This window comes from Pseudomonas allii, from assembly GCF_055380095.1.
This window is the reverse complement of sequence record NZ_AP039450.1, coordinates 2,851,619-2,877,807: the sequence shown is the minus strand read 5'-3', so window position 1 is coordinate 2,877,807 and position 26,189 is coordinate 2,851,619. Positions and strand designations below refer to the sequence as shown.

Genomic DNA, 26,189 nt, shown 5'->3' with positions numbered 1-26,189 from the left:
TCCTTCTACTGATGCACGGCGAGCTGGTAGGCCGTGTACTTACGAATATTGATCACGCCGGTATCGAAGATCAGGTACTGGCCCTTGATCCCCAGCAGCGTGCCTTCGGCAATCGGGTTCTTGTCCAGGTTGAAGCTGACGATCTTCGCCGGATACTGCTCCACCGGGTAGCAGATTTCGAGCGGCTCGATGTCGGTGACCGGTTGGATGGCCTGCAGGCCAAAGCGTTCCTGCAATCCCAGCAGGCCGTCGGCGCAGGCGGCGAACAGTTCGTCACGCACCTGCTTGAGGTCGACGGACTGGGCGTCGCCCTTGAGCAGCGCACGCCAGTTGGTCTTATCGGCCACCTGACTGCGGAACAGGTCTTCGACAAAACCGGACTGCTGGCGGGTCGCCACGCGCATGATCGGCAGTGCCTGGCTCGCGCCCTGGTCGAGCCAGCGCGTCGGCAACTGGGTGGCACGGGTGATGCCGACCTTGATCCCCGACGAGTTCGCCAGGTACACCACATGGTCGGTCATGCAGAATTTTTCGCCCCAGCCTGGATCGCGGCAGGTGCCGGCGTCGTAATGGCAACGCTCGGGGCTCATGATGCACAGGTCACACTGGGCCAGCTTGGTCATGCACGGGTAGCAATACCCCTGGCTGAAGCTGGTCTTGGTCTTGCGGCCGCAATGGCTGCAATGGATGGCACCCAGGTATTCCAGGCGCACGTGGGTGCCGATCAACGGGTTGACCGGCACCTCGGCGTCGCCTAGGCGAAACGCGTATTGAACGGTCGGCTCACCGAGTTGCGCCGACATCTTGCTGACTGCACCGCGACCAATTTCAATCAATGGATCGCATCCGACTTGAACAGGATGTTCGGCACGGTGGTCGATTTCGACTGGCATTCCTGCGGGCCCATGTAGCCGGTGCGCTGGTCTTCCGGCAGGTTCTGGATTTCCCAGGCGATCACCGCCTGCAACGACAGCTCGCGCTGTTCGGCGGTGAGCTTGCGGCCATCGGACCACTTGCCGATTTCCACGGCGAGCTTGAGGCTCTCGTAGATGTCCGGGGTGATGTTTTCGATCATTTCAGCAAAAGAGGACATAAGGCTCTTCCTTATCAAATAGACGATTTGCGGCGGCTGTACAGCCCGCCCAGCAAACCTGTCAGGCAACCGATGACCAAGCCGCCGACATGGGCCGCATTGGCGATTTCGCCGAAACCGATCATCGAGACCAGCCCCGACAGGCATAGCAGTAGCCAGACCAGCATCATCACCAGCACCCCACGGGGCAGGCGATAGGCCGGGTTGGGCGACAGCAGTTGAAAAATCCAGCAATGCCCGAGCAGGCCATACAGCACGCCGGACAACCCACCGAACAGGCCGGGGCCGCCATAAGCGTATTGAGCGTAGTTGGAGACCAGGCTGAACAACAGGGTCAGGCCCAGCAGGTTGATGCTGCCCTGGCGCGCTTCGATGCGCCGGCCCAGCTCCCAATACCACATGCCGTTCATGGCCAGGTGCAGGATGCCGAAGTGGATCAGCATCGGCGTGACCAACCGCCACCACTGCCCCGCCGCCAGGCTATCGGCCAACGGCGTGAACTGGATGTACTCGCCGACAATACGAAACTGCAGGAACGTCAGCCAGCTCATGGCTTGCAGGTTTTCACCGAGCAAGGTCACCGCGCCGACGATGATGCTTGCCAGCAACACCAGTGCGGTCAACGGGCTGTGCCGCAGTTGCTGGACAAATCCAGGGCGCCTGGCCGCTGCCTGCTCGGGAATATCCAGTTGCTGGTCCGGGTCACCGGCGGGAAAACGCTGGTACAACACGCGCACGTCGTCGCTGATGGTCTCGGGTACCCATAACACTTGCTCCCCGGCCTCTTCACTGACGCGATGGGGCACCTGCATGCGTTGCAGCAATTGGATAAAGCCGCCCAGGTCCACACTCAGTGGCAGGCGCAATACGGCCACGGTACTCATTGGATGACCTCGGGCCGCTCAACGTCGACCCAGACGAATTTATTCGGGTCCAGCCGTGTTTCCTGATCCAGACGGTACGCCACCAGCTTGCCGTACAGCACTGCGCTGTAGTCCAGGCAGGCCAGGTTCGGGCGGATCGGCGCCGGTTTGCCGCTGCGCCAGTAGTGCCCGACGAACAACAACGGTTCGTCGACGCCGTAGCGCAGCAGGGAATTCTTTTCGGTGGACGACAACGGTGTACGCGCCACCGGCTCGGGCAGTGCGTCAGGCTGGAACACGATGTCGCCGTAGGTCTTGGGATCGTCTTCCCAGAACTTGGTGCGGAAGAACGAGCGCGTCAGGCCATCGCCGCCGGTCAACGTGAGACCGTCCGGTAAACGCATGTCGGTGCCACGCAACAGGCGGTCGAACGCGTTGCAGGCAAAACTGCCCGGCACGGCGGCGGCCTGCAGGAAATGCTGGTCGATGCAGCCGTCCGGGAAGGTGGCACGCAGCGGCTGGATAAAGCCATCGTCCCAGCACGCATGCACCACGCGAAAGCGCCCGGCGTCGACAAACAGCGGCATGTCGTAGAACCAGCCGAGGAAGTCGTGCCAGTCGGCCGGGTGATGTTCGAACTGGGTCAGGGTCTCGTGGATCAACCGCGCATGCCGTGGGTTGTGCTCGCGCACGAACTGCTTGCCACTGCCCGGCGGTGCCGGTGTGGTCCAGCCCAGGGCGTTGAACTCGTGGTTGCCCATGATGCACAGCGCCTGGCCGGCCTCGGTCATATCATGGACGATATGCAGCGCCTCGCGGATGCGCGGGCCACGGTCGATGATATCGCCGAGGAACACCGCCATACGCGTGGGATGGCGCCAGGTGCCGCCCTGCTTGTGGTAGCCCAACAGGTCGAGCAAGTGCTCAAGGGTGTGGGCGCAACCGTGCACGTCACCAATCAGGTCGTAGCTACGCGCGGGATCGAGCATCAGTCGCCTCCACCCCCCAAGCGGCTGCCCCAGCCCAGCTTGGTACGGCACACTTCGTAGTAGTTGTGGTCCAGCGGGTGGATCAACCGCAACTTCTGTGCCTTCTTGCTCACGGTGATGGTGTCACCGGGGGCGCAGGTGAAATGGTTCTGCCCGTCGCACGACACCTGCGGGTAGATCTGCATGTCTTTGGACACCACGATTTTCAGCTCACTGTTGCCGTCGACCACAATCGGCCGGCTCGACAACATATGGGGGTACATCGGCACGATCACAATGGCATCCAGCTTGGGATGCATGATCGGGCCACCCGCCGACAGCGCGTAGGCGGTGGAGCCGGTGGGCGTGGCGACGATCAGGCCGTCGGCCTTCTGGCTGCACACGAACTGGCCGTCGATATACAGCTCGAATTCGATCATCCGCGTAGATTTGCCAGGATGCAGCACCACGTCATTGAGCGCATCGCCCTGGCCGATGGCCTCGCCGTGACGGCGTACTTCGGCTTGCAGCAGGAAGCGGTTCTCCACCAGGTAATGGCCGTCGAGCACCTTGGCCACTTCGACTTCCAGTTCATCCGGGCGGATATCGGTGAGGAACCCCAGGCTGCCTCGGTTGATCCCCAATACCGGCACGTTATGCCGCGCCAGCGCACGGGCGGCGCCGAGCAGGCTGCCGTCGCCGCCGACCACGATGACCATGTCGCAGACTTCACCGAGCATCTTGCGCGACGAGGTCTGCAGGCCGTGGCCGGGCAGGATTTCAGCGATGGTGTCTTCGAGGATCACATGCAGGTGGCGGTCCAGCAGGAATTTTTTCAGCCGGCGGACGGTGTCCAACACCTGGGTACTGCCCAGGCGACCGATAATGCCGATATTGCGAAATTGCTCCATGGGGCTCCTGCGGGATGTGGAGTGTGGCAAAAAAGAACGATTATGGGCGAAAGGCCGCCCCAGGCAAAATCCTTTGTCGCCGTGAAGCCTTGATGACAACGGTTCTCAGCCACCTTCAACGCAGTTAAAAGGCTATGCTCGGACCATGACTGTGTTCCCCGACCTGCACAACCTGCCCCGCCAGCTGCGCCACCCCGAGGTGCGCGACCTGGCGTGGGTCATGCTCGCCCCGCCGATGCTCGCGCAAACGCCGTGGCCGCAACGCCACCCGCTGGCCGGCAGCGACTGGGTGCAGGCGCCGCATTTGCTGGAACGCTGGCTGCGCGAGCTGGACCGGGACAGCAGCGCCTTGCAGCAATGGTTGAGCCTGTCGCGCACGCGTCGCCTGGGTCTGTATTACGAACGCCTGTGGCAGTTTGCGGTGCAGCATGCGCCGGGCGTGGAGTTGCTGGCCGCCAACCTGCCCATCCGCCGTGCCGGTCACACCCTCGGCGAGCTGGACATGTTGCTGCGCGACCGCGATGGCGTGCACCACCTGGAACTGGCGATCAAGCTGTATCTGGGGCCACAGAACGGTGATGGCCAGGACACCGCACAGTGGCTGGGGCCGGGCTGTCATGACCGACTGGACCGCAAGCTGGCGCATCTGGCCCAGCATCAGTTGCCGATATCGGCGCGGGAGGAAAGCCGTGAAGTGCTGGCCGCGCTGGATGTCCAACAGTTTGATGCGCATTTATGGTTGGGGGGCTACCTGCTCTACCCCTGGCCCGGCGAAGCCGAGGCCCCCAGTGGTGCCCATCCGCAGCATTTGCGTGGGCGCTGGCTGCATCAGCGCGATTGGCAGGCGTTTGTCAGCCGCAGGCAACCGGGCCGTTGGCAACCCCTGCCCCGGCATGCCTGGCTGGCGCCGGCGCACTACCCCACGGAAGAAGTGTGGAGCGAAGAACAGATGCACGGCTGGCTGGCCGACCTGGACCCGATGGCTCCGGCGCAGCTGCTGGTGCGGCTGGTGCAGGTGGGTGAGGATTGGGAGGAAGCCGAGCGGTTGTTTCTGGTGGCGGATCTTTGGCCGAATGTGCCGGGGGCGGGGGCGGGCTGAGGTTTTGTCGTGAATGTCAGGGCCTCATCGGGGGCAAGCCCCCTCCCACAGGGGAATGCATTCCAAATGTGGGAGGGGGCTTGCCCCCGATAGCGGTTGCCCAGGCACTACAGCTGATCGATATGCCGATACTCCAACTGCAACCCTGCCGCCAGCTGCTGCGCGCGACCCAACCTGATCGGCCCACGCTCGATATCCACCAGCAAGCCCGGGCACTCCAACTGCGGTAGCCCATTAACTTCCTTGAGTCGCCCGTCAGTGATCACCAGTAACCGCTGTTGTTCAGCCGGGTAGCGCTTGCGCCGCAATGCCAGCCAATTTCCGGCCTCGACAAGCGCCGCCAGCAATGGCGTACCGCCGCCCGCCCCCAACTGTTCCAGCCAACCCGCCAAGCCCTTGGCCGCTTTCAACCCTTGCACCTGCCACTTCGGCACTTGCCCGCTGGCCGTCAACAACGCCATCCGTGCCCGCTGGCGGTAGGCGTCATCAAACAACTGCGCCAACAAGCCCTTGGCGTCGGTGAGTGCTCGATGCCGTCGGGTGGATGCCGACGCATCGACAATCACCAACCACAGCTCATGGGCCGCACGACTGCGCAGGTGAAACAGCAAGTCCTCTCGCGTTTGTGGCCGACCACCGAGCAAGGTGCCCGGCCAGTTGATCGCGCCCTGCTTCGCGCTGCGTGCCTTACCGTGCCTGCCGATGCCTAGTCGCCCTGCCTTGGGTCGCGCATCCGCCCCCGCGTCAGGTCGAGGGCGAATGCCTAGGGCTTTTTTGGCCAGGTGGGCACATCCCGGCGTGCACCCGTGGGTAGCGCCGGTGCGGGCATATCGCCCCATTGGCCTTGACCGGGGGAGGTGTCGGAGGATTTCGGCGACTGCCCTTCGCTCGGTGGGCTGGCCGGAGGGGACTGTTCCTGACGGCGATGGCGCAGGGCAAATTCGGCCACCGCCTGGATGTCTTCCTCGGCGATGGCGCTGGCTCCCCGCCACGCGGCATGGGCCCTGGCGCCGCGCAACCAGACAAGGTCCGCACGCAGGCCATCAACCCCCGCCGCAAAGCAGCGCTCGGTGATCTGCGCCAGTGCCAAGTCATCCAGTGCAATGCTGTCGAGCCGCGCCCGTGCCTGGGTGCAGCGCTCACGCAATGCCGCTTGTGGCGCGTCCCACTGCGCGCAGAAGGCAAGAGGGTCGCTGTCGAAATCCAGGCGACGCCGGATGATCTGCCCACGCTCGGCTGGCAAGGTCTGCCCTCTCAAGGCGACGTTGAAACCGAAGCGGTCGAGCAGTTGCGGACGCAACTCACCCTCCTCCGGGTTCATGGTGCCGATCAGCACGAAGCGCGCCGAATGGCGATGGGAAATGCCATCGCGTTCGATCAGGTTGGTGCCGCTGGCGGCCACGTCCAGCAGCAGGTCTACCAGATGGTCGGGCAGCAAATTGACTTCATCGACGTACAACACGCCGCCGTCGGCCTTGGCCAATACGCCGGGGGAGAACTGGGCCCGACCTTCACCCAATGCGGCGTCCAGGTCCAGCGTGCCGACCAGGCGTTCTTCGGTGGCGCCCAAGGGCAATGTCACGAATTGACCGCTGGCCAGCAGATCCGCCAACCCCCGCGCCAGGGTGGACTTGGCCATGCCGCGCGGGCCTTCGATCAGCACACCGCCGATCTTCGGGTCGATGGCGGTCAGGCACAGCGCCAGTTTCAGGTCATCGGCACCGACCACGGCGGACAGCGGGAAATGGGGAATATCAGTCATGCAAACCCTCGATCAATTTCATCGTTCAGCAGCTGCCCTGTGGAGAGCGGGCTTGTTGTGGCGAGCGGGTTTGCCCCGCGTTGGAGTGTGCAGCGCTCCCGCTTTTTTTTGGGGCCGCTTCGCAGCCCAACGCGGGGCAAGCCCGCTCGCCACACTAGCCTAGCCACACCAGCCACAGTAGCCTCACATGCCACATAGGCCAGGCGTGACATCTCAGCCATCCTCTTCTATATCCAGCAACAGGTTTTCCAACGCCTCGCGGTATGCCCCCGGCTCCTGCCACAGGCCACGCTGCTGGGCTTCGAGCATGCGCTCGGTCATGTCGCGCAGTGCATCGGGGTTGTGCTGTTGCACAAAGGCCCGGGTGTCGGGGTCGAGCAAATAGGCGTCGGCCAACAATGCATATTGGTGATCGTCGATCAGTGCGGTGGTGGCGTCGAAGGCGAACAGGTTGTCCACGGTCGCCGCCATTTCAAACGCACCTTTATAGCCATGGCGCTTCACGCCTTCGATCCACTTGGGGTTGGCCGCGCGGGAACGGATCACCCGGTTCAGCTCTTCCTTCAATGTGCGGATCTTCGGCAAGTCCGGCTGGCTATGGTCGCCGTGGTAGCTGGCGGCCTTGTCGCCGCTCAGGGTTTCCACGGCGGCGAGCATGCCGCCCTGGAATTGGTAGTAGTCATTGGAATCGAGCAGGTCGTGCTCGCGGTTGTCCTGGTTCTGCAAAACGGCCTGCACCTGGCTCAGGCGCTGGGCGAATTGCGCGCGGGCAGCGGTGCCGTCATCCGAAGCGCCATAGGCGTAGCCGCCCCAGTTCAGGTAAACCTCAGCCAGGTCTTCACGGCTTTGCCACAGTCGCCCGTCGATTGCGCCTTGCACACCAGCACCATACGCGCCAGGCTTGGCACCGAAGATGCGCCAGCCAGCCTGTTTTGCTGCTGCCTCTGCATCCAGGCCGGACGCCAGCAACGCTTCACGCTCGCTACGCACCTTGGCAGCCAGGGGGTTCAGATCATCCGGTTCGTCCAGCGCAGCCACCGCCTGCACCGCCGCATCGAACAGGCGGATCAGGTTGGCAAAGGCATCACGGAAGAAGCCGGATACACGCAACGTCACGTCAACCCGCGGGCGGTCGAGCAGGCTGATCGGCAGGATTTCAAAGTCATCCACGCGCTGGCTGCCCGTCGCCCACACCGGACGCACGCCCATCAGCGCCATGGCCTGGGCGATGTCATCGCCGCCGGTGCGCATAGTCGCAGTGCCCCACACTGACAAGCCGAGTTGGCGCAGGTGGTCGCCATGGTCTTGCAGGTGCCGCTCCAGAATCAGGTTGGCCGACTGGAAACCGATGCGCCAGGCGGTGGTGGTGGGCAGGTTGCGCACATCCACGGTGAAAAAGTTGCGCCCAGTGGGCAGCACATCCAAACGCCCACGACTCGGCGCACCACTGGGGCCAGCAGGTACGAAACGGCCGCCCAGGGCATCCAGCAATCCGCGCATTTCCGCCGGGCCACAGGCATCCAGCCGAGGCGCCACGACAATACGCAGGCTTTCGATCACGGCTTTCACATCTTCCCAGCCGGGTTCTTCCAGCTGTTCAAGCGGCCCTTCCAGGGCTTGCTCGATCAACCGCGCGGCGTACAGCTCCAGGCGCTCGCGGGTATCACCGGCGGTGCGCCACAACTGCCCATCGATCTTCTGCAGCACCAGCGGCCGGCGTCCGGTCCAGGGCTCAGCCAGGGCGCAGTCCAGCGGGTCGAAGCCCAGTTCGAAGGCCTTGGCCAGCACGCGCAGCAAGCTCGACTGCGGGCCTCGACCATCGCCACGCGGGATGCGCAGCAGCGCCAGCAAGGTGTCGATACGCAGGCGGCCCTCGGGCGACTCGCCAAAAATATGCAGGCCGTCGCGGATCTGCGACTCCTTCAAGTCACACAGGTAAGTGTCCAGGCGCGGCAGCCACACAGCGGCATCGGCATCGCTCTCCAGCTCAAGTTCCTGGTCGATGCGGGTTTCGCGCACCAGCTTGAGGATGTCCTTTTGCAGTTCCAGGGCACGGCGCGGATCGAGCAACTGTGCTTCGTAATACTCGTCCGCCAGCAGCTCCAGGTTGCGCAGCGGGCCATAGGTTTCGGCACGGGTCAGCGGCGGCATCAGGTGATCGATGATCACCGCCTGGGTGCGCCGCTTGGCCTGGGCGCCCTCGCCCGGGTCGTTGACGATAAACGGGTAGATATTCGGCAGCGGCCCCAGCAATGCGTCGGGCCAGCAGTTTTCCGACAGGCCCACGCCCTTGCCCGGCAGCCACTCCAGGTTGCCGTGCTTGCCCACGTGGATCACGCCGTGGGCGCCGTAGGTGTGGCGCAGCCAGAAGTAGAACGCCAGGTAAGCGTGGGGCGGCACCAGGTCCGGGTCGTGGTACACCGCGCTGGCGTCCACCTGGTAACCCCGCGCCGGCTGGATGCCGACAAACGTCAGGCCCAGGCGCAGGCCGGCGATCATCAGGCGGCCGTCGCGGCACATCGGATCGTTTTGCGGGGTGCCCCAGCGTTCCAGCACCGCCTGGCGATTGGCTTCGGGCAGGCGCTGGAACATCGTCTCGTACTCGTCCAGGCCCAGGCTTTGATGGCAAGGGCGCAGGTCGAGGCTGTCCAGGTCGTTGGTGACGCCGCCGAGCAAATCATGGATCAGCGCCGTGCCGCTGTCGGGCAATACGTCCGGCAGCGGATAGCCTTCGGCTTGCAAGGCACGCAGGATATTCAGCGCCGCCGCCGGCGTATCCAGGCCCACACCGTTGCCGATGCGACCGTCGCGGGTCGGGTAGTTGGCGAGGATCAGCGCAATGCGTTTATCCGCATTCGGCACCCGCGCCAACTCGACCCAACGCCGCGCCAGCTCGGCGACAAAATCCATGCGTTCGGGCGCGGCGCGGTAGCACACCACATCCGACTGGCTGCGCTCGCTGCGCCAGGCCAGGTCCTTGAAGCTGATGGGCCGGCTGATGATGCGTCCATCCAGCTCCGGCAACGCGATGTGCATCGCCAGGTCGCGGGGGCCGAGGCCCTGCTCGCTGGCTTCCCAGCCGGGCTGGTTGTCCTGGGCGCAGATGGCCTGGATCACCGGGATATTGCGGCGAAACGGGCGCAAATGCGGCGCTTCAGGGCTGGATTGGGCGAAGCCGGTGGTGTTCAGGATCACCGCCGCGCCGACCTCATCCAGCAGCTCCTCGACCACCGCCAGGCAGCCGGGTTCTTTCAAACTGGCCACCGCCATCGGTAACGGGTTGAGGCCCGCCGCGTGCAGGCGCTGGCAAAACACATCGATAAAACCGGTATTGGCCGCCTGCAAATGGGAGCGGTAGAACAGCACCGCCGCCACCGGCCAGTCGGCGTTCCAGTCTGCCTGCCAATGGTTCAGGCGGGCGTTGGCATGGTGCGGGTGATAGATCGCCGTGCGTGGCAGGGTGTGTGGCTCGCCCCAGGCATAGTCGCGACCCAGGTAAGCGCTGGCCAGGCAGCGATAGAAATCCAGGGCATTGCCCAGGCCGCCCTGACGCAGGAAGTGCCACAGCCGATCACGTTCTTCTGCACCGACGGTGCTCAGCCCGCTGAGTTCCGGGTCCGGGCGATCATCCCCCGGCACCAGGATCAGTTGCACACCGAGCTCGGCCAGTTCCACCAGGCGCTCGATGCCGTAGCGCCAGTAACCGATACCGCCATGCAGCGAGATCAGGATGACCTTGGCATGGCGCAGCACTTCATCGACGTACAGGTCGACCGAGGCATGGTTCTGCACCTGCATCGGGTTGGCCAGGCGCAGGCTCGGGTAGTCGTCGGGCAACTGCTGGGCCGCTTCGGCCAGCAGTGCCAGGCTGGAATCGCCGCTGCACAGGATCACCAGGTCAGCGGGGGTTTGTCCGAGGTCGGCAATATTGTCGTCCGAGACGAAACCACCGGGCTGGGTCCTGAGCAGGTGCATGGGTCAGACGCTGAGCGCGGCGCGCAGTTGCGCTTCGAGGCCCGCCGCGTCCAGTTCCTGGCCGATCAGCACCAGGCGCGTGGTGCGCGCTTCGTCGGCGCCCCAGGCACGGTCGAAGTGCTTGTCGAACCGCGTGCCCACACCCTGGATCAGCAGGCGCATCGGCTTGTTCGGGATGGCGGCGAAACCTTTGACGCGCAGGATGCCGTGTTGCACCACCAGTTGCGTCAGAGCGTCGAGCAGCAGCGCTTCGTCGGCTTGCGGCAGGTCGATGGAGATCGAGTCGAACGCATCGTGGTCGTGGTCGTCTTCACCTTCGTGGTGATGATCGTGGTGGCTGTGGCGGCCGTCGATGTGCTCCTCGGAACCGGCGCCCAGGCCGATCAGTACATCCAGGGGCAAGCGACCGCTGCTGGCTTCGACGATCTTCACCGCCGGCGGCAGCTCTTCGGCGACTTCCAGGCGCACGCGGGCCAGGTCTTCGGCGCTGATCAGGTCGGTCTTGTTGAGGATCACCAGGTCGGCACTGGCCAGTTGGTCGGCGAACAGCTCGTGCAGCGGCGATTCGTGGTCCAGGTTGGGGTCGAGCTTGCGCTGGGCGTCCACTTGGTCCGGGAATGCCGCGAAGGTGCCAGCGGCGACGGCCGGGCTGTCGACCACGGTGATCACCGCGTCAACGGTGCAGGCGCTGCGGATTTCCGGCCACTGGAAGGCTTGTACCAACGGCTTTGGCAGCGCCAGGCCGGAGGTTTCGATAAGGATATGGTCAAGGTCACCGCGACGGGCGACCAGTTCGCGCATTACCGGGAAGAACTCCTCCTGCACGGTGCAGCACAGGCAGCCATTGGCCAATTCGTAGACGCGGCCGCTGGCCTCTTCTTCGGTGCAACCGATGGCGCATTGCTTGAGGATTTCACCGTCGATGCCCAGCTCGCCGAATTCATTGACGATCACCGCGATGCGACGGCCCTGGGCGTTGTCGAGCATATGGCGCAGCAGGGTGGTCTTGCCCGAGCCGAGGAAGCCGGTGACGATGGTGACGGGGAGTTTGGCCAGTGTTTTCATCGGATGCCCTTGGGGGCGGGCATATGGGACGATTGGCGCTGCGACGGCGCGCAGCAGCGGATTTCGTCACCGGATCACCCCGCCCGGTTGAAGTAGAAAATCGGTTGCGAGGCAGGTCTCCTGGCTTGGGGCTTGCAGGTCTTGCGACCGGCGCTGGCTGCGCCTTCCCGCCTTGTCGGCAGTGGCGTGGCAGTCAACTGGACCCTTTACAGTTGCGGGGGCAGCCGCGGCTTGGACCGCGTTCCCTTCTTAGCTTCGGCCTGGGCCGAAGAACCTCGAGGGTGCAAGGCTACGCAGTGCTTGGGGGATGGTCAATGATGGGGTTGGGTTGGCTTGTGTACATATCCGTTGCTGCGGTAACGGCTGATATTGGTTCCGCCCTTACGGCGGCTCACTTTGGAAAAGCCGGAATGCCGGCCCAGCCCAAAGTAAGCAAAGGGCTCTTGCTCCAACACTCGGCACCTCGCTTAGGCTCGGTATGCCCGTAATCCGACAGGGATTTGGGGGGCCGCCGCCCCGCGCCATCCATGGCGCGGGGCGGCTAAGATCAAAATCAAAAGCAGATCAAAAGTCAGAGCCACAGCCACAGCCACAGCCAGATCCAGATCCAGATCCAGATCCAGATCCAGATCCAGATCCAGAGCAAACCACCCTTCAACTGATACATGAAGATCAAACTGTGGGAGGGGGCTTGCCCCCGATGGCGGTGTGTCAGCCAACTCAGCAGTGACTGACACACTGCCATCGGGGGCAAGCCCCCTCCCACACTTTGACCGAGTACCGCCCATACAATCCGGTCGGCTCTAAGGCCGCCGCGCTCTTGTTTTTGATCTGGGGCGCCCCGTCAAACACGCAGGCCGAACGCAGGCTTGAATACGTGGGCCGCCGTAGGGGCGGAACCATAAGCCGCCGTTACCCAAATAACGGATATGTACCCACATACCCAATTGACTCCCCTCCCACCCCCATGCTCTCCTACACATCTTGTTTCGGGTGCCCTGCAAAGGGTGAAACGGGAAACCGGTGACTCATGCACACGCATGACAGTCCGGTGCTGCCCCCGCAACGGTAAGCGAGCGAAACGTCATATCCACTGTGCCAGGCGGCATGGGAAGGCGACGTTTTCAGGCATTGAGCCCCTCGCAAGCCCGGAGACCGGCCCGAAAAAATCAGATAACAAACCCGCGGTGGGCGGGCGCTGTTCAAAGCCCTGCGTGCCCGGCTCGCGGGGTTTTCATGCGCTCGTTTCACCCTGACACCTGAAAGGGACGCGCCATGTCGATCATCAGCAGCACTTCGCACTCCGCCAGCAGCACCTCTACCCTGAGCCAACGCCTGACCGCCGCCATCGGTGCGTCGATCCTCGGTGCGTGCCTGGTGTACTTCGCCGGTTTCTCGCACATTGAGGCAGTACACAACGCTGCCCACGATACCCGCCACAGCGCCGCGTTCCCGTGCCACTGAGACCTGCCGACATGATCAAGCGTATTGCGCAAACCGCAGGTTTCACCGGCCTTCTGGCTGCCCTGCTGCTGACCTTGCTGCAAAGTTTCTGGGTCGCCCCGCTGATCCTGCAGGCGGAGACCTTTGAAAAGGCCCCGGCAGCGACCGAGGTGCACGAGCACGCCGAAGGTGCGGCTGCACATACCCATGACGCCGAAGCCTGGGAGCCGCAAGACGGCTGGCAGCGCGTGCTGTCCACCACGGGCGGCAACCTGGTGGTCGCCGTTGGCTTCGCGTTGATGCTGGCCGGCCTGTACACCCTGCGTGCACCGACCCGTACCGCCCAAGGCCTGCTCTGGGGCTTGGCGGGCTACGCGACCTTTGTATTGGCGCCAACCCTGGGTCTGCCGCCCGAACTGCCAGGCACCGCAGCTGCTGACCTGGCACAACGGCAGATCTGGTGGATCGGTACCGCCGCGTCTACCGCTGCCGGTATCGCACTGATCGTGTTCGGGCGCAACTGGCTGCTCAAGGCGCTGGGCGCCGCGATCCTCGTAGTGCCGCACGTGATCGGCGCGCCACAACCGGAAGTGCATTCGATGCTGGCCCCGGAAGCACTGGAAGCGCAGTTCAAGATTGCTTCGCAGTTGACCAACGTGGCGTTCTGGCTGGCCTTGGGCCTGATCAGCGCCTGGCTGTTCCGGCGTAACCGTGACGATCAATACTCGGCGTGAAACTGGTCGTCGGCCTGGGCTGCCAGCGGGGCTGTGATGTTCACACCCTGCTGGCCCTGTTTGACGCCGCCCTCATCGAGGGCGGTATCGAGCGCCACCGCGTCAGCGCGCTGGCCAGCATTGATCGCAAACAGGAAGAACCCGGGCTGCTGGGCTTGGCCGCGCTGCTGAATCTGCCGTTGCAGTGCTTCAGCGCTGAACAACTGGCGATTTATGCAGACCGGTTGAGCCATCAATCGGACGTGGCTTTTGCCCACACCGGCTGTTACGGCATCGCCGAAAGCGCCGCCCTGGCCCTGGCCGAACACCTCGCCAACGCCCCTGCGCGCCTGCTGATCACCCGCCAGAAAACCGCCCAGGCCACATTTGCATTGGCGTGCGCCGACTGAAAACCCGATAATCGCCGCTTCCGATCATGAGCAGATTTCATGCTCGCCCGTTTTTCATCAGGATTCCCCATGACCGTCTACTTCATCGGCGCAGGCCCCGGCGACCCGGAATTGATCACCGTCAAGGGCCAGCGGCTGATCCGCAGTTGCCCGGTGATCATCTATGCCGGCTCGCTGGTGCCGGCGGCGGTACTGGAAGGTCATCAGGCAGAAACGCTGGTCAACAGCGCCGAATTGCACCTGAAACAGATCATCGACTTGATCAAGGCCGCCCATGCCAAGGGCCAGGATGTGGCGCGCGTGCACTCCGGTGACCCCAGCCTGTATGGCGCGATTGGCGAACAGATCCGCTATTTGCGCGAGCTGGGCGTCCCCTTCCAGATCATCCCTGGCGTCACGGCGGTGGCCGCTTGCGCGGCCCTGTTGGAAACCGAGCTGACCCTGCCCGACATCGCCCAGAGCGTGATCCTGACCCGCTATGCGGATAAAACCAGCATGCCGGCCGGTGAGGATTTCGACAGCTTGGCACGACATGGCACCACCATGGCGATTCATCTGGGGGTCAACCACCTGGACAAGATCGTTGCCGAACTGGCGCCGCACTATGGGGCGGATTGTCCGATTGCCGTGGTGCACCGGGCGACGTGGCCGGATCAGGATTGGGCGGTCGGCACCCTCAGCGACATTGCCGAAAAAGTAGCGGCCAAGGGGTTTCGGCGCACGGCGTTGATTGTGGTGGGTCGGGTGTTGGCGAGTGACAGTTTCAGTGAGTCATCGTTGTACCGAGCGGGGCATGCGCACCTTTATCGACCTTGACAATCAACATCACAAAAAACACATAACCTTTTGATTTTAATAAATTAATACAAAACAAAAAATCTGACAGCTCGATTTTCTCGCTTAACATTCAACATTAGGTGGATGGCTCAACTCACTGAATTTTAAGCATAAAAAAACGGCGCTCACGGGGCGCCGTTTTTTATGTCCGCAGCGAACGCCTTACTCAGTAGTAGGCGTTTTCTTTCTGCGTGTGGTCGGTCACGTCACGTACGCCCTTGAGCTCCGGAATACGCTCGAGCAAGGTGCGCTCGATACCCTCACGCAAGGTCACGTCCGCCTGGCCACAACCCTGACAGCCGCCGCCGAACTTGAGCACGGCAATCCCGTCTTCAACCACGTCGATCAGGCTGACCTGGCCGCCATGGCTGGCCAGACCAGGGTTGATCTCGGTCTGCAGGTAGTAGTTGATACGCTCGTTGACCGGGCTGTCGGCGTTGACGTTAGGCACCTTGGCGTTAGGCGCCTTGATGGTCAATTGGCCGCCCATGCGATCGGTGGCGTAATCGACCACGGCATCGTCAAGGAACGCTTCGCTGAAGGCATCGATGTACGCGGTGAAGCTTTTCAGCCCCAGGGCGGTGTCTTCAGGCTTCTCTTCGCCGGGCTTGCAGTAGGCAATGCAAGTCTCGGCATACTGGGTGCCGGGCTGGGTGATAAAGACGCGGATACCGATACCCGGGGTGTTCTGCTTGGACAGCAGGTCGGCCAGGTAATCGTGGGCGGCGTCGGTAATGGTTATGGCAGTCATGGAAACTCCTCACAGGCTTGCCGGCAGTTTACGCCAAAATATTACGCAGGTACAAAGTCCTAGTGTTTTTGTCGGGATAGGTTTTTTTGGGGGGACGGTGTACATATCCGTTATTTGGGTAACGGCGGAACCATAGGTGGCCGTTAACGAAGAAACGGATATGCCCCCCCAACAAAAAACCTCACAAATTCTCATACCGATTCATGTCCAACACCCCTTCCTCCACCGGCGTAGTCTCACGAATGTACTGCGACAAATCATGGAAATACTGCCAGAACAGCGGATGGCTGCGCCGCACACCCCACCGATCCACAATCTTCTCGAAACCCTTGGCATCCTTGGCCTGCTCCATTTCAGCCACAAACTCCGGCACTTGCTGGGTCGGAATATTGAACATGAAGTTCGGGTAGCTGCTCAGCACACCCGGATAAATCGTCAGCGTATCCAGACCCGGCTGGTAGCGATAAGCCTCCCCCAGCAAAAACGCCACATTACTGTGGGCACGATTGCGCAGCAGGCTATAGACCACACGCTTGCCGCTGGCAGTTTCCACCCGCAGCATCGTCGCTTCAGGCAATTGATCAATCACCTTGAGCCCGGCAGCTGGGCGTGAGGTCAGGCGGCTCAGGGCCTGCTCCGCATCCTGCAAGGCCGGGTCGATCCCATCGCGAGAGCAATAGGCGCCGCTGCAGCGGTTGATCGGGTCCGGGCTGGCGTTCAAATCGCCGTAACGCGTGAGCAGCTGGTTGGCAAAGTCACGCTTCGGATCGTTTTCATTCAGGTGCAGGCCGGTGGGCTTGTCGTCATCAATGGCCTCGTAATCCAGCCACAGCTTGAGTTTGCCGCTGTTCTGGTACCAATCGTCGAGGAAATCATCGCGCGAATCGGCCGGCATCAGGCGCAAAAAGTTTTGCTCGGCGCCATTGCGTATCAGGTCGAAGTACAGCCGGGTCTGGGCCTGGTGCGACACATTGCCGAACACGTCGAAATTCACCGCCAGTTGGTAATAGGTGCGCTCCAGCAGTGGATAGTCGAACAGCCACATCGTCTGCGGCACTTCACCGATCAGGCCTTTGCTGACCGATGCACTGTCGAAGTGGCGGAAGATGCTCAGCAAGGCATTGTCATTACCGGCCCACAGGCTCGACCAGCTCGGCGGCGGCAGGTCAGCGTAGCTGTCGCGGCGCAGGGCTTCGTATTCGTTGCGCTTATCGCGGTAGGCCAACCACAGGCTGAGCACGCTGCCCACGTCATCGTTCTGGCCCGGCATGGCCAGCAGCGGCGTGGCCTGGCCGCGATAGCGTGCATCGGTGATGTACAGGTCGTGGTCCGGGTCCTGGAACAGGGTCCAGAAATTGTCGCGGATCACATCCGTGGCGATCTGCCCACGGCACACCGGCCCACGGATAAAGGTACGCACGAAGTACTCGGCGTTATCCAACATGAACTGGTAACGCGCCTTGGCCGGGATGGCTTCGAAGGTTTCAAAAGGGTTGGCACGGCGGCCCGGACCATAGCCCGGCAAGGCGTTGACCTGCCAGTTGCCGGCGTAGAACAGCTCTTTGATGCGGGCCATCTTCTCGGCGCTGAACGGGTACGTAATGTGGGTTTTATGCACAATCACACCCTGCACCGGCCACAGGCGGTAATACACGCGGGTGCCGGGGTCATCATTGGGACGGCGCGTAGCAATCAGGTCAATCGGTTGGCCACTCGGCGTGCGCGAACGCACCCACTGGAAGAAATGCCCCGGCTCGCCATTCTCGAAATAGATGTGGGCAAGGAACAAATGCTCGAACAACCAGCGCGCGACCAGGCTTTCGCGGGCGCCGGGCTGGTTGAACAGGTTTTCCCACTGCTGCACTTGCAGGGCTTCTTTCGCGCTGGGCGCCAGGCCTTGCTCATCAATCAGCGCGCCGGACGCCAGCCAGCGTTGCAGGGTCTGGTACTGCTGGTCTGTCAGGCCAGTGACCGCCAGAGGCATGCCTTCCCTTGGGTGGGCACCGGCGTAGGCATTGAACTCGCCGGGCATGGCGCACATGTTTTCGCGGTTCAGGCCCAGCACGATGCCCTCGGGCAGCTTGGCGTTGGGTTGCAATGGCGCGTTGTGGCCCAGTTCCAGCATGCGCGCCATCAGCGCGGCCTGGCTGCCTTGGGCGTCCAGCACCGAATAGAAGCCCTTCTGCTGCCAGGCCTGTTTGCCAAAGGCGTCATAGAACAAGCGGGTGGTCGGCGTGGCCTGGCTGCGTTCGCCATCGTAGACCGGCACTTTGCTCGCGCCGCGCGCCGCGCCCTCGGCACTGCCCAGGTTGAGCTGGCAGGCGGAGTCGTAGCAGGCGTGGCAGGCCACGCACTTCTCGGTGAAAATCGGTTGAATGTCGCGGGTGTACGAAATCGCCGGGGCGGCTCCGTCGGCCTGTGCGATGCAGGCGACCAGTGCCAGGGCGGCGCTGGTGATGAGGCGAAGTGACATGTATCCGGTCCCGATTCAATGCGTGCGCTGAAAAATTGCCGATGATTCTACCGGGCCATGCGCCCCTGAAACATGAGCGATATTCATGTAAAAACCGGGCATGCTGCAAAGCCGCACAGGTTTGTTATGATCCACGCCCTCCGTAATGCCTGACCAGAGTAGTCCCATGTCCGATCGTAGCGTTCGTCTGCAAGCCCTTCATCAAGCCCTCAAGGAACGTATCCTGATCCTCGACGGCGGTATGGGCACGATGATCCAGAGCTACAAACTCGAAGAGGAAGACTACCGTGGCAAACGCTTCGCCGACTGGCCGAGCGACGTCAAGGGTAACAACGACCTGCTGGTGATCACCCGCCCGGACGTGATCGGCGGCATTGAAAAAGCCTACCTGGATGCCGGTGCCGACATCCTCGAAACCAACACCTTCAATGCCACCCGCATCTCCATGGCCGACTACGGCATGGAAGAACTGGCCTACGAGCTGAACGTAGAAGGTGCACGCCTGGCGCGCAAGATCGCCGACGCCAAGACCCTGGAGAACCCGGCCAAGCCACGCTTCGTCGCCGGCGTGCTGGGCCCGACCAGCCGGACCTGCTCGTTGTCGCCGGACGTGAACAACCCCGGCTACCGCAACGTGACCTTCGATGAACTGGTGGAAAACTACACCGAGGCCACCAAAGGCCTGATCGAAGGCGGTGCCGACCTGATCCTGATCGAGACCATCTTCGACACCCTCAACGCCAAGGCCGCGATCTTCGCCGTGCAAGGCGTGTTCGAGGAGCTCAATACCGAACTGCCGATCATGATCTCCGGCACCATCACCGACGCCTCCGGTCGTACCCTGTCAGGCCAGACCACCGAAGCGTTCTGGAACTCGGTCGCCCACGCCAAGCCGATTTCCGTGGGCCTGAACTGCGCCCTGGGCGCCAGCGAACTGCGTCCGTACCTGGAAGAGTTGTCGAACAAGGCCAACACCCACGTGTCCGCGCACCCCAACGCCGGCCTGCCCAACGAATTCGGCGAGTACGACGAACTGCCGTCACAAACCGCCAAGGTCATCGAAGAGTTTGCCCAAAGCGGCTTCCTCAATATTGTCGGCGGCTGCTGCGGCACCACGCCAGGCCATATCGAGGCCATCGCCAAAGCCGTGGCCGGTTACGCGCCACGCGTGATCCCGGACATCCCCAAGGCGTGCCGCCTGTCGGGCCTGGAGCCGTTCACGATTGATCGCAGTTCGCTGTTCGTCAACGTCGGCGAACGTACCAATATCACCGGTTCGGCCAAGTTCGCCCGGCTGATCCGCGAAGACAACTACACCGAGGCCCTCGAAGTCGCCCTGCAGCAGGTGGAAGCCGGCGCCCAGGTGATCGACATCAACATGGACGAGGGCATGCTCGATTCGAAGAAGGCCATGGTGACCTTCCTTAACCTGATTGCCGGTGAGCCGGACATCTCCCGCGTGCCGATCATGATCGACTCCTCCAAGTGGGACGTGATCGAGGCGGGCCTGAAGTGCATCCAGGGCAAGGGCATCGTCAACTCCATCAGCATGAAGGAAGGCGTCGAGCAGTTCATCCACCACGCCAAGCTGTGCAAGCGCTACGGCGCTGCGGTGGTGGTGATGGCCTTCGACGAAGCCGGCCAGGCCGACACCGAAGCGCGCAAGAAAGAGATCTGCAAACGCTCCTACGACATCCTGGTGAATGAAGTGGGCTTCCCGCCGGAAGACATCATCTTCGACCCGAACATCTTCGCGGTCGCCACTGGCATCGAGGAGCACAACAACTACGCCGTCGACTTCATCAACGCCTGCGCCTACATCCGTGACGAGCTGCCGTATGCGCTGACCTCCGGCGGCGTGTCCAACGTGTCGTTCTCGTTCCGTGGCAACAACCCTGTGCGCGAGGCGATTCACTCGGTGTTCCTGCTGTATGCGATCCGCAACGGCCTGACCATGGGTATCGTCAACGCCGGCCAACTGGAGATCTACGACCAGATCCCGGCGGAGTTGCGCGACGCCGTGGAAGACGTGGTGCTCAACCGCACCCCGGACGGCACCGACGCCCTCCTGGCCATTGCCGACAAATACAAGGGCGACGGCAGCGTCAAGGAAGCCGAGACCGAGGAATGGCGCGGCTGGGACGTCAACAAGCGCCTGGAACACGCCCTGGTCAAGGGCATCACCACGCACATCGTTGAAGACACCGAAGAATCCCGGCTGTCGTTTGCGCGTCCGATTGAAGTGATCGAAGGCCCGCTGATGTCCGGCATGAACATCGTTGGCGACCTGTTCGGCGCCGGCAAAATGTTCCTGCCCCAGGTGGTGAAGTCCGCCCGGGTGATGAAGCAGGCCGTGGCCCATTTGATCCCGTTCATCGAGCTGGAAAAAGGCGACAAGCCGGAAGCCAAGGGCAAGATCCTGATGGCCACCGTGAAGGGCGACGTGCATGACATCGGCAAGAACATCGTCGGCGTGGTGCTGGGTTGCAACGGCTATGACATCGTCGACCTCGGCGTGATGGTGCCGGCGGAGAAGATCCTGCAGGTGGCCAAGGAGCAGAAGTGCGACATCATCGGGCTGTCCGGCCTGATCACCCCGTCCCTGGACGAGATGGTGCACGTGGCTCGCGAAATGCAGCGCCAGGACTTCCACCTGCCGCTGATGATCGGCGGCGCGACTACCTCCAAGGCGCACACGGCGGTGAAGATCGAGCCCAAGTACAGCAATGATGCGGTGGTGTACGTGACCGACGCCTCGCGTGCGGTGGGCGTGGCCACGCAGCTGCTGTCCAAGGAACTCAAGGCCGGCTTTGTCGAGCGTACCCGCGAGGAGTATGTCGAAGTGCGCGAACGCACGTCCAACCGCAGCGCCCGCACCGAACGCCTGAGCTACCCGGCCGCCATCGCCAAGAAGCCGCAGTTCGACTGGAGCAGCTACACGCCTGTGGTGCCGACCTTTACCGGCGCCAAGGTGCTGGACAATATCGACCTCAAGGTGCTGGCCGAGTACATCGACTGGACGCCGTTCTTTATCTCCTGGGACCTGGCCGGCAAGTTCCCGCGCATCCTCGACGATGAAGTGGTCGGTGAGGCCGCCACTGCGCTGTACGCCGATGCCCAGGAAATGCTCAAGAAACTGATCGACGAAAAGCTCATCAGCGCCCGTGCGGTGTTCGGCTTCTGGCCGACCAACCAGGTACAGGACGATGACCTGGAAGTCTATGGCGACGACGGCCAGCCGATTGCCCGGTTGCACCACCTGCGCCAGCAGATCATCAAGACCGACGGCAAGCCGAACTTCTCCCTGGCCGACTTCGTGGCGCCCAAGGACAGCGGCGTGACCGACTACATCGGTGGCTTCATCACCACCGCCGGCATCGGCGCCGAAGAAGTCGCCAAGGCGTATCAGGACGCGGGCGACGACTACAACTCGATCATGGTCAAGGCCCTGGCCGACCGCCTGGCCGAAGCCTGTGCCGAATGGCTGCACCAGCAGGTACGTAAAGAGCACTGGGGTTATGCCAAGGACGAGCAACTGGACAACGAGGCGCTGATCAAGGAGCAATACAGCGGTATCCGCCCTGCCCCCGGCTACCCGGCGTGCCCGGATCACACCGAAAAGGCCCAGCTGTTCCAACTGCTCGACCCCGAGGCCCGCGAGATGCAGGCCGGCCGCAGCGGTGTGTTCCTCACCGAGCACTACGCGATGTTCCCGGCGGCTGCGGTGAGCGGCTGGTACTTCGCCCACCCGCAGGCGCAGTACTTTGCCGTGGGCAAGGTCGACAAGGACCAGGTGACCAGCTACACGGCGCGTAAAGGCCAGGACCTGAGCGTGACCGAGCGTTGGTTGGCGCCGAACCTGGGTTACGACAACTAAGCCCGGCTGGATTGTCTATGCTCTCCCTCACACACCTTGTGTCGAGGGATGTATGGACGATCCAGTCAACAACAAGCCCCCTACCTTCTGGCAGATGCTGCACAGCGTGGTGGCGGCTGCGTTTGGCGTGCAGAGCGGCAAGAACCGTGCCCGCGACTTCACGCACGGCAAGCCCAGCCATTTTGTGGTGCTGGGCATTCTGTTCACGGCGGTGTTTGCCTTGACGCTGTTCGGCATCGTCAAGCTGGTGCTGCACCTGGCCGGCGTCTAGCGCAGCAGCAGTTGCAGGCTGAAGGGGTATCGATAGGACGCCGGCTTGCCGACGGCTGACAGTGCGCGGAAATCCACCGGCGCCATGGGGCCGAGCAAGCGTTGCGCCTGGGTCGCATCAATCAGCTGGAATAACGCCTCTTGGCGGTCACGCCCGCCATGGGCGTCGATATCCACACCCTGGGCATCATCGTTGATCAATACCATCGCCCAACCGCCCAGGGTGAAATGCCCCGCGACCAGCGTACTCAAGCGACCGTCAAGCCGCGCCCGCAGGATATCCGGCGAGCTGTTCGCCGCACCGAACAACACATCCCTGCCCGGCACACGCCCGCTGTCCTGCAATGCCTGCATGGCCCCCAGCGCCATCTCATCGTTGGCCGACCACACCAGCGCAGTCTGCGGGTAGCGTTTGAACAGCAGCGTGGCTTGTTCGTAGGCGCGCTGACGGCTCCATTCGCCATAGACCAACTGGCGCAGGCGCACCTCGGGGTGTTCGGCCAAGGCGCGGCGCAGGCCCTGTTCACGCAACTGCGCAGCCGGAGTGGTCTTGGCGCCGGAGAACGCCAGCAGTTCGATGGATTGGCCAGCAGCAACGGTACCGTGCTGGCGTAGAAGCTCGGTGAGCATCAGGTAGCCGGCCTGTTCGTCGTTGGCCACCAGGCTGCCGAGCCAGTCGATGCCACTGCCCAGCAATTGCACCTGGTCGGCGGTCAGCGCGTTGTTCACAATCAGCAGCTTCACGCCGCTGCCCTGGGCCATGCGCAGGATCTGCGGGGCGACGTATTGCTCATTCACCAGCACCAGGTAATCCGGCCGCTCGCTGCCGTGCAGGGCCTCGCGAGCCTGCATCAGCGTGTTACTGGCATCCCGCTCTGAATAGCGCACACGTAAATGCAGACCGAGGTCCTTGGCACCGGCCTGCATGAATTGCGCGTAGCTGACCCAGAAGGTTTCCGTCGACATGCCCGGGTTGAGAAACACCACCGACGTTGCATGGGCGAGTGCCCCATACGCCGATCCCAGCAACCACACACACGCAATCAGCACCTTCGACATGGTTGTTCGAGCCTGGAATATTGACCGCCATGATAGTGGCAACACGGCAGTCAATCGAGGCTCTTTACTGGTGGCTCACCCAAAATACGGCGGTTCCCACCACCAGGATAATCAAGAACAGAATGGCCCAGGCGTCCACGGTACTGTCGGGCTTACGGGCTTTTGTCGGATTGCTCATCGCATCGCCTCTTGTCGGTTTTATAGGAGATAACGCTTAAACACGCTCACAGTAAAGTTGACGATTGCCCGCATGACAAATGTGGGTATGGCGATAACGGTTCTCATTAGTCAATTTGGTTATTTGCATATACTCAAACATCACTTTTGCGCATAAACGCAAACTGGTATCGTGCGCCGGCTCCGTTGGGAGTGCGCGGCCGTGCGCGCAGATTTGCCGAGAACAGGACCTATATGTACGTATACGACGAATACGATCAGCGCATCATCGAGGACCGCGTCAAGCAGTTCCGTGATCAGACCCGACGCTATCTGGCAGGTGAACTGAGCGAAGAAGAGTTCCGCCCTCTGCGCCTGCAAAATGGCCTTTATGTTCAGCGCTTTGCGCCGATGCTGCGGGTGGCCGTGCCCTACGGCCAGCTGACATCGCGCCAGACGCGCATGATGGCCAAGATTGCCCGTGACTTCGACAAAGGCTACGCCCACATCAGTACCCGCCAGAACGTACAGTTCAACTGGCCGGCGCTGGAAGACGTGCCGGACATCCTGGCTGAACTGGCCACCGTGCAGATGCACGCCATTCAGACCAGCGGTAACTGCCTGCGCAACGTGACCACCGACCAATTCGCCGGCGTGGCCGCCGACGAGCTGATCGACCCACGCCCATGGTGTGAAATCGTCCGTCAGTGGACCACCTTCCACCCCGAATTTGCCTACCTGCCGCGCAAGTTCAAGATCGCCATCAATGGCTCGACCTCGGACCGTGCGGCCATCGAAGTGCACGATATCGGCCTGGAGCCGGTGCACAACGCGGCCGGCGAGCTGGGCTTCCGTGTCCTGGTGGGTGGCGGCCTGGGTCGTACCCCGGTGGTCGGCGCCTTTATCAATGAGTTCCTGCCGTGGCAGGACCTGTTGAGCTACCTCGACGCGATCCTGCGGGTCTACAACCGCTACGGCCGTCGTGACAACAAGTACAAGGCCCGGATCAAGATCCTGGTCAAGGCCCTGACCCCTGAAGTCTTCGCCCAGAAAGTCGACGCCGAGATGGAACACCTGCGCGGTGGCCAGACCACCCTGACCGAAGCCGAAGTGCACCGCGTCGCCAAGCACTTCGTCGACCCCGAGTACAAGACCCTGAGCAATCAGGACGCCGAGTTCGCAGCATTGGATAAAGAACATCCAGGCTTCGCCCGCTGGCGTGTCCGCAATACCCTGGCGCACAAGAAGCCGGGTTATGTGGCGGTGACCCTGTCGCTTAAACCTACCGGCGTCGCGCCGGGCGACATCACCGACAAGCAGCTGGACGCCGTCGCCGACCTGGCCGAGCGCTACAGCTTCGGTCAATTGCGCACCTCCCACGAGCAAAACATCATTCTCGCGGACGTTGAGCAGAGCCAACTGTTCACCCTGTGGGGCGAGTTGCGCGAAGGCGGCTTCGCCACGCCGAACATCGGCCTGCTGACCGACATCATTTGCTGCCCGGGCGGCGATTTCTGCTCCTTGGCCAACGCCAAGTCGATCCCGATAGCCGAGTCGATCCAGCGCCGTTTCGACGACCTGGACTACCTGTTTGACATCGGCGAGCTGGACCTGAACATTTCCGGTTGCATGAACGCCTGTGGTCACCACCACGTCGGCCACATCGGCATTCTGGGCGTGGACAAGAAAGGCGAAGAATTCTACCAAGTGTCCCTGGGTGGCAGCGCCAGCCGCGATGCGAGCCTGGGCAAGATCCTCGGCCCATCCTTCGCCCAGGAAGCCATGCCCGAGGTGATCGGCAAGCTGATCGACGTGTACATCGAACAGCGCACCGAAGATGAGCGTTTCATCGACACCTACCAGCGCATCGGCATCGACCTGTTCAAGGAGCGCGTCTATGCAGCGAATCATTAAGAACAACGAAGTCCTCGACGAAACCTGGCACCTGCTGCCCAAGGACGCGAGCTTCGACGGCATTTCCAACTGCGACGACCTGATCGTGCCCTTGGCCCTGTGGCGCGAACACGGCCACGCCCTCAAGGCCCGCGATGGCGGCCTGGGCGTGTGGCTGGACGCCGATGAAGAAGCCGAGGAAATCGGTGATGACGTGGAGCACTTCCAGGTCATCGCCCTGAACTTTCCGGCCTTCACCGACGGTCGCAACTACTCCAACGCGCGCCTGCTGCGTGACCGCTACGGTTACAAGGGTGAGTTGCGTGCGATTGGCGACGTGCTGCGCGACCAGCTGTTCTACCTGCGCCGCTGCGGCTTCGATGCCTTCGCCCTGCGCGCCGACAAAGACCCGTACGAAGCACTGGAAAGTCTCCAGGACTTCTCGGTGACGTACCAGGCGGCAACGGATGAGCCACTGCCGTTGTTCCGCCGGCGCTGAGCCTCAAATGTGGGAGGGGGCAAGCCCCCGATGGCGGTGGATCAGTCAATGAATCTGTTGACTGGCCCTCTG

General features: G+C 62.5%; 21 protein-coding genes and 2 riboswitches. Of the genes, 9 read left to right on the top strand and 12 right to left on the bottom strand.

From position 1 onward, the window contains the following. Positions 1-5: 5 nt before the first annotated feature. Genes ACZ445_RS12935 through ACZ445_RS12915 form a run of 5 tightly spaced genes read right to left on the bottom strand, consistent with a single transcriptional unit; the run spans position 6 to position 3,835 of the window. A complete protein-coding gene (locus ACZ445_RS12935) occupies positions 6-836 on the bottom strand; it encodes a DUF2797 domain-containing protein (RefSeq protein ID WP_058424899.1) in 831 nt (276 codons plus the stop codon). Then, positions 833-1,093, bottom strand: a complete 261-nt coding sequence (locus ACZ445_RS12930; RefSeq protein ID WP_017528545.1) for a YeaC family protein — start codon at positions 1,091-1,093, stop codon at positions 833-835. Before ACZ445_RS12930 ends, ACZ445_RS12935 begins: the two co-directional genes overlap by 4 nt. 14 nt (positions 1,094-1,107) lie before the next feature. Further along, positions 1,108-1,977, bottom strand: a complete 870-nt coding sequence (locus tag ACZ445_RS12925) for a rhomboid family intramembrane serine protease (protein WP_058424900.1) — start codon at positions 1,975-1,977, stop codon at positions 1,108-1,110. Next, on the bottom strand, positions 1,974-2,948 hold the full coding sequence (locus tag ACZ445_RS12920; protein ID WP_179029684.1) for a metallophosphoesterase: 975 nt from the start codon (positions 2,946-2,948) through the stop codon (positions 1,974-1,976). The genes ACZ445_RS12925 and ACZ445_RS12920 overlap by 4 nt, the downstream gene beginning before the upstream one ends. Further along, a complete protein-coding gene (locus tag ACZ445_RS12915; RefSeq protein WP_038845279.1) occupies positions 2,945-3,835 on the bottom strand; it encodes an NAD(+) kinase in 891 nt (296 codons plus the stop codon). The genes ACZ445_RS12920 and ACZ445_RS12915 overlap by 4 nt, the downstream gene beginning before the upstream one ends. A gap of 145 nt (positions 3,836-3,980) precedes the next feature. On the opposite strand from ACZ445_RS12915, the gene ACZ445_RS12910 reads away from it, so the two are divergent. Then, entirely contained in the window at positions 3,981-4,934 is a 954-nt protein-coding gene (locus tag ACZ445_RS12910) for a DUF1853 family protein (protein WP_058424902.1), read from the top strand. 107 nt (positions 4,935-5,041) lie between these two features. On the opposite strand, the gene ACZ445_RS12905 is transcribed toward ACZ445_RS12910, so the two are convergent. From ACZ445_RS12905 to cobW, 4 genes are all read right to left on the bottom strand, one after another. Next, positions 5,042-5,773 carry a vWA domain-containing protein gene (locus ACZ445_RS12905; RefSeq protein ID WP_183133335.1) on the bottom strand — a complete coding sequence of 244 codons (732 nt, stop codon included), beginning with the start codon at positions 5,771-5,773 and terminating at the stop codon, positions 5,042-5,044. Further along, positions 5,698-6,696: an ATP-binding protein gene (locus ACZ445_RS12900; RefSeq protein WP_058424903.1), complete on the bottom strand. Its 999-nt coding sequence runs from the start codon at positions 6,694-6,696 to the stop codon at positions 5,698-5,700. The genes ACZ445_RS12905 and ACZ445_RS12900 overlap by 76 nt, the downstream gene beginning before the upstream one ends. A 213-nt stretch (positions 6,697-6,909) precedes the next feature. Continuing rightward, positions 6,910-10,671: a cobaltochelatase subunit CobN gene (cobN, locus tag ACZ445_RS12895; protein WP_464708411.1), complete on the bottom strand. Its 3,762-nt coding sequence runs from the start codon at positions 10,669-10,671 to the stop codon at positions 6,910-6,912. Between the two features lie 3 nt (positions 10,672-10,674). Continuing rightward, a complete protein-coding gene (gene cobW, locus ACZ445_RS12890; protein WP_092248911.1) occupies positions 10,675-11,736 on the bottom strand; it encodes a cobalamin biosynthesis protein CobW in 1,062 nt (353 codons plus the stop codon). A gap of 93 nt (positions 11,737-11,829) precedes the next feature. Then, positions 11,830-12,029: riboswitch (cobalamin riboswitch) on the bottom strand. Positions 12,030-12,710: 681 nt separating this feature from the next. Then, a riboswitch (cobalamin riboswitch) is annotated at positions 12,711-12,914 on the top strand. Between the two features lie 97 nt (positions 12,915-13,011). On the opposite strand from cobW, the gene ACZ445_RS12885 reads away from it, so the two are divergent. The 4 genes from ACZ445_RS12885 (at position 13,012) to cobM (ending at position 15,118) form a co-directional block, all read left to right on the top strand. After that, on the top strand, positions 13,012-13,200 hold the full coding sequence (locus ACZ445_RS12885; RefSeq protein WP_012723860.1) for a CbtB domain-containing protein: 189 nt from the start codon (positions 13,012-13,014) through the stop codon (positions 13,198-13,200). 11 nt (positions 13,201-13,211) lie between these two features. Continuing rightward, a complete protein-coding gene (locus tag ACZ445_RS12880; RefSeq protein WP_058427814.1) occupies positions 13,212-13,913 on the top strand; it encodes a CbtA family protein in 702 nt (233 codons plus the stop codon). Next, positions 13,910-14,302, top strand: coding sequence for a cobalamin biosynthesis protein (locus ACZ445_RS12875; RefSeq protein ID WP_179040949.1), 393 nt, complete (start codon positions 13,910-13,912; stop codon positions 14,300-14,302). Before ACZ445_RS12880 ends, ACZ445_RS12875 begins: the two co-directional genes overlap by 4 nt. Before the next feature lie 69 nt (positions 14,303-14,371). Then, the gene (gene cobM, locus ACZ445_RS12870) at positions 14,372-15,118 is read left to right on the top strand and encodes a precorrin-4 C(11)-methyltransferase (protein ID WP_310864105.1); all 747 of its coding nucleotides are present in this window, start codon (positions 14,372-14,374) and stop codon (positions 15,116-15,118) included. A gap of 187 nt (positions 15,119-15,305) precedes the next feature. On the opposite strand, the gene nfuA is transcribed toward cobM, so the two are convergent. Together nfuA and ACZ445_RS12860 are read right to left on the bottom strand one after the other, a co-directional pair. Beyond that, positions 15,306-15,890, bottom strand: coding sequence for a Fe-S biogenesis protein NfuA (gene nfuA, locus ACZ445_RS12865; RefSeq protein ID WP_003173594.1), 585 nt, complete (start codon positions 15,888-15,890; stop codon positions 15,306-15,308). A 181-nt stretch (positions 15,891-16,071) separates the two neighbouring features. Then, complete coding sequence (locus ACZ445_RS12860) at positions 16,072-18,363, bottom strand: fatty acid cis/trans isomerase (RefSeq protein ID WP_310864106.1); 2,292 nt, start codon at positions 18,361-18,363, stop codon at positions 16,072-16,074. A 166-nt stretch (positions 18,364-18,529) separates the two neighbouring features. Between ACZ445_RS12860 and metH the strand changes: the two genes are divergently transcribed. After that, complete coding sequence (gene metH, locus ACZ445_RS12855) at positions 18,530-22,240, top strand: methionine synthase (protein ID WP_310864107.1); 3,711 nt, start codon at positions 18,530-18,532, stop codon at positions 22,238-22,240. A gap of 52 nt (positions 22,241-22,292) precedes the next feature. After that, positions 22,293-22,511, top strand: a complete 219-nt coding sequence (locus ACZ445_RS12850) for a DUF2970 domain-containing protein (protein WP_058426282.1) — start codon at positions 22,293-22,295, stop codon at positions 22,509-22,511. Here ACZ445_RS12850 and ACZ445_RS12845 read toward each other — a convergent pair. After that, positions 22,508-23,569: an ABC transporter substrate-binding protein gene (locus ACZ445_RS12845; RefSeq protein WP_058426283.1), complete on the bottom strand. Its 1,062-nt coding sequence runs from the start codon at positions 23,567-23,569 to the stop codon at positions 22,508-22,510. The genes ACZ445_RS12850 and ACZ445_RS12845 overlap by 4 nt on opposite strands. 411 nt (positions 23,570-23,980) lie before the next feature. Here ACZ445_RS12845 and ACZ445_RS12840 point away from each other — a divergent pair, with 411 nt between their 5' ends. Then, a complete protein-coding gene (locus ACZ445_RS12840; RefSeq protein ID WP_058426284.1) occupies positions 23,981-25,639 on the top strand; it encodes a nitrite/sulfite reductase in 1,659 nt (552 codons plus the stop codon). Further along, positions 25,623-26,117, top strand: a complete 495-nt coding sequence (locus ACZ445_RS12835; RefSeq protein WP_058426285.1) for a DUF934 domain-containing protein — start codon at positions 25,623-25,625, stop codon at positions 26,115-26,117. The genes ACZ445_RS12840 and ACZ445_RS12835 overlap by 17 nt, the downstream gene beginning before the upstream one ends. Positions 26,118-26,189 lie beyond the last annotated feature (72 nt).

Bases quoted from the DNA above. Each gene is read 5' to 3' on its own strand.
- ACZ445_RS12880 (WP_058427814.1), top strand. From the start codon at position 13,212: ATGATCAAGCGTATTGCGCAAACCGCAGGTTTCACCGGCCTTCTGGCT.
- ACZ445_RS12850 (WP_058426282.1), top strand. From the start codon at position 22,293: ATGGACGATCCAGTCAACAACAAGCCCCCTACCTTCTGGCAGATGCTG.
- cobM (WP_310864105.1), top strand. From the start codon at position 14,372: ATGACCGTCTACTTCATCGGCGCAGGCCCCGGCGACCCGGAATTGATC.
- ACZ445_RS12915 (WP_038845279.1), bottom strand. From the start codon at position 3,835: ATGGAGCAATTTCGCAATATCGGCATTATCGGTCGCCTGGGCAGTACC.
- ACZ445_RS12905 (WP_183133335.1), bottom strand. From the start codon at position 5,773: ATGGGGCGATATGCCCGCACCGGCGCTACCCACGGGTGCACGCCGGGA.
- ACZ445_RS12835 (WP_058426285.1), top strand. From the start codon at position 25,623: ATGCAGCGAATCATTAAGAACAACGAAGTCCTCGACGAAACCTGGCAC.
- ACZ445_RS12840 (WP_058426284.1), top strand. From the start codon at position 23,981: ATGTACGTATACGACGAATACGATCAGCGCATCATCGAGGACCGCGTC.
- ACZ445_RS12910 (WP_058424902.1), top strand. From the start codon at position 3,981: ATGACTGTGTTCCCCGACCTGCACAACCTGCCCCGCCAGCTGCGCCAC.
- ACZ445_RS12860 (WP_310864106.1), bottom strand. From the start codon at position 18,363: ATGTCACTTCGCCTCATCACCAGCGCCGCCCTGGCACTGGTCGCCTGC.
- ACZ445_RS12930 (WP_017528545.1), bottom strand. From the start codon at position 1,093: ATGTCCTCTTTTGCTGAAATGATCGAAAACATCACCCCGGACATCTAC.
- cobW (WP_092248911.1), bottom strand. From the start codon at position 11,736: ATGAAAACACTGGCCAAACTCCCCGTCACCATCGTCACCGGCTTCCTC.
- ACZ445_RS12885 (WP_012723860.1), top strand. From the start codon at position 13,012: ATGTCGATCATCAGCAGCACTTCGCACTCCGCCAGCAGCACCTCTACC.
- nfuA (WP_003173594.1), bottom strand. From the start codon at position 15,890: ATGACTGCCATAACCATTACCGACGCCGCCCACGATTACCTGGCCGAC.
- ACZ445_RS12900 (WP_058424903.1), bottom strand. From the start codon at position 6,696: ATGACTGATATTCCCCATTTCCCGCTGTCCGCCGTGGTCGGTGCCGAT.
- ACZ445_RS12845 (WP_058426283.1), bottom strand. From the start codon at position 23,569: ATGTCGAAGGTGCTGATTGCGTGTGTGTGGTTGCTGGGATCGGCGTAT.
- metH (WP_310864107.1), top strand. From the start codon at position 18,530: ATGTCCGATCGTAGCGTTCGTCTGCAAGCCCTTCATCAAGCCCTCAAG.
- cobN (WP_464708411.1), bottom strand. From the start codon at position 10,671: ATGCACCTGCTCAGGACCCAGCCCGGTGGTTTCGTCTCGGACGACAAT.
- ACZ445_RS12925 (WP_058424900.1), bottom strand. From the start codon at position 1,977: ATGAGTACCGTGGCCGTATTGCGCCTGCCACTGAGTGTGGACCTGGGC.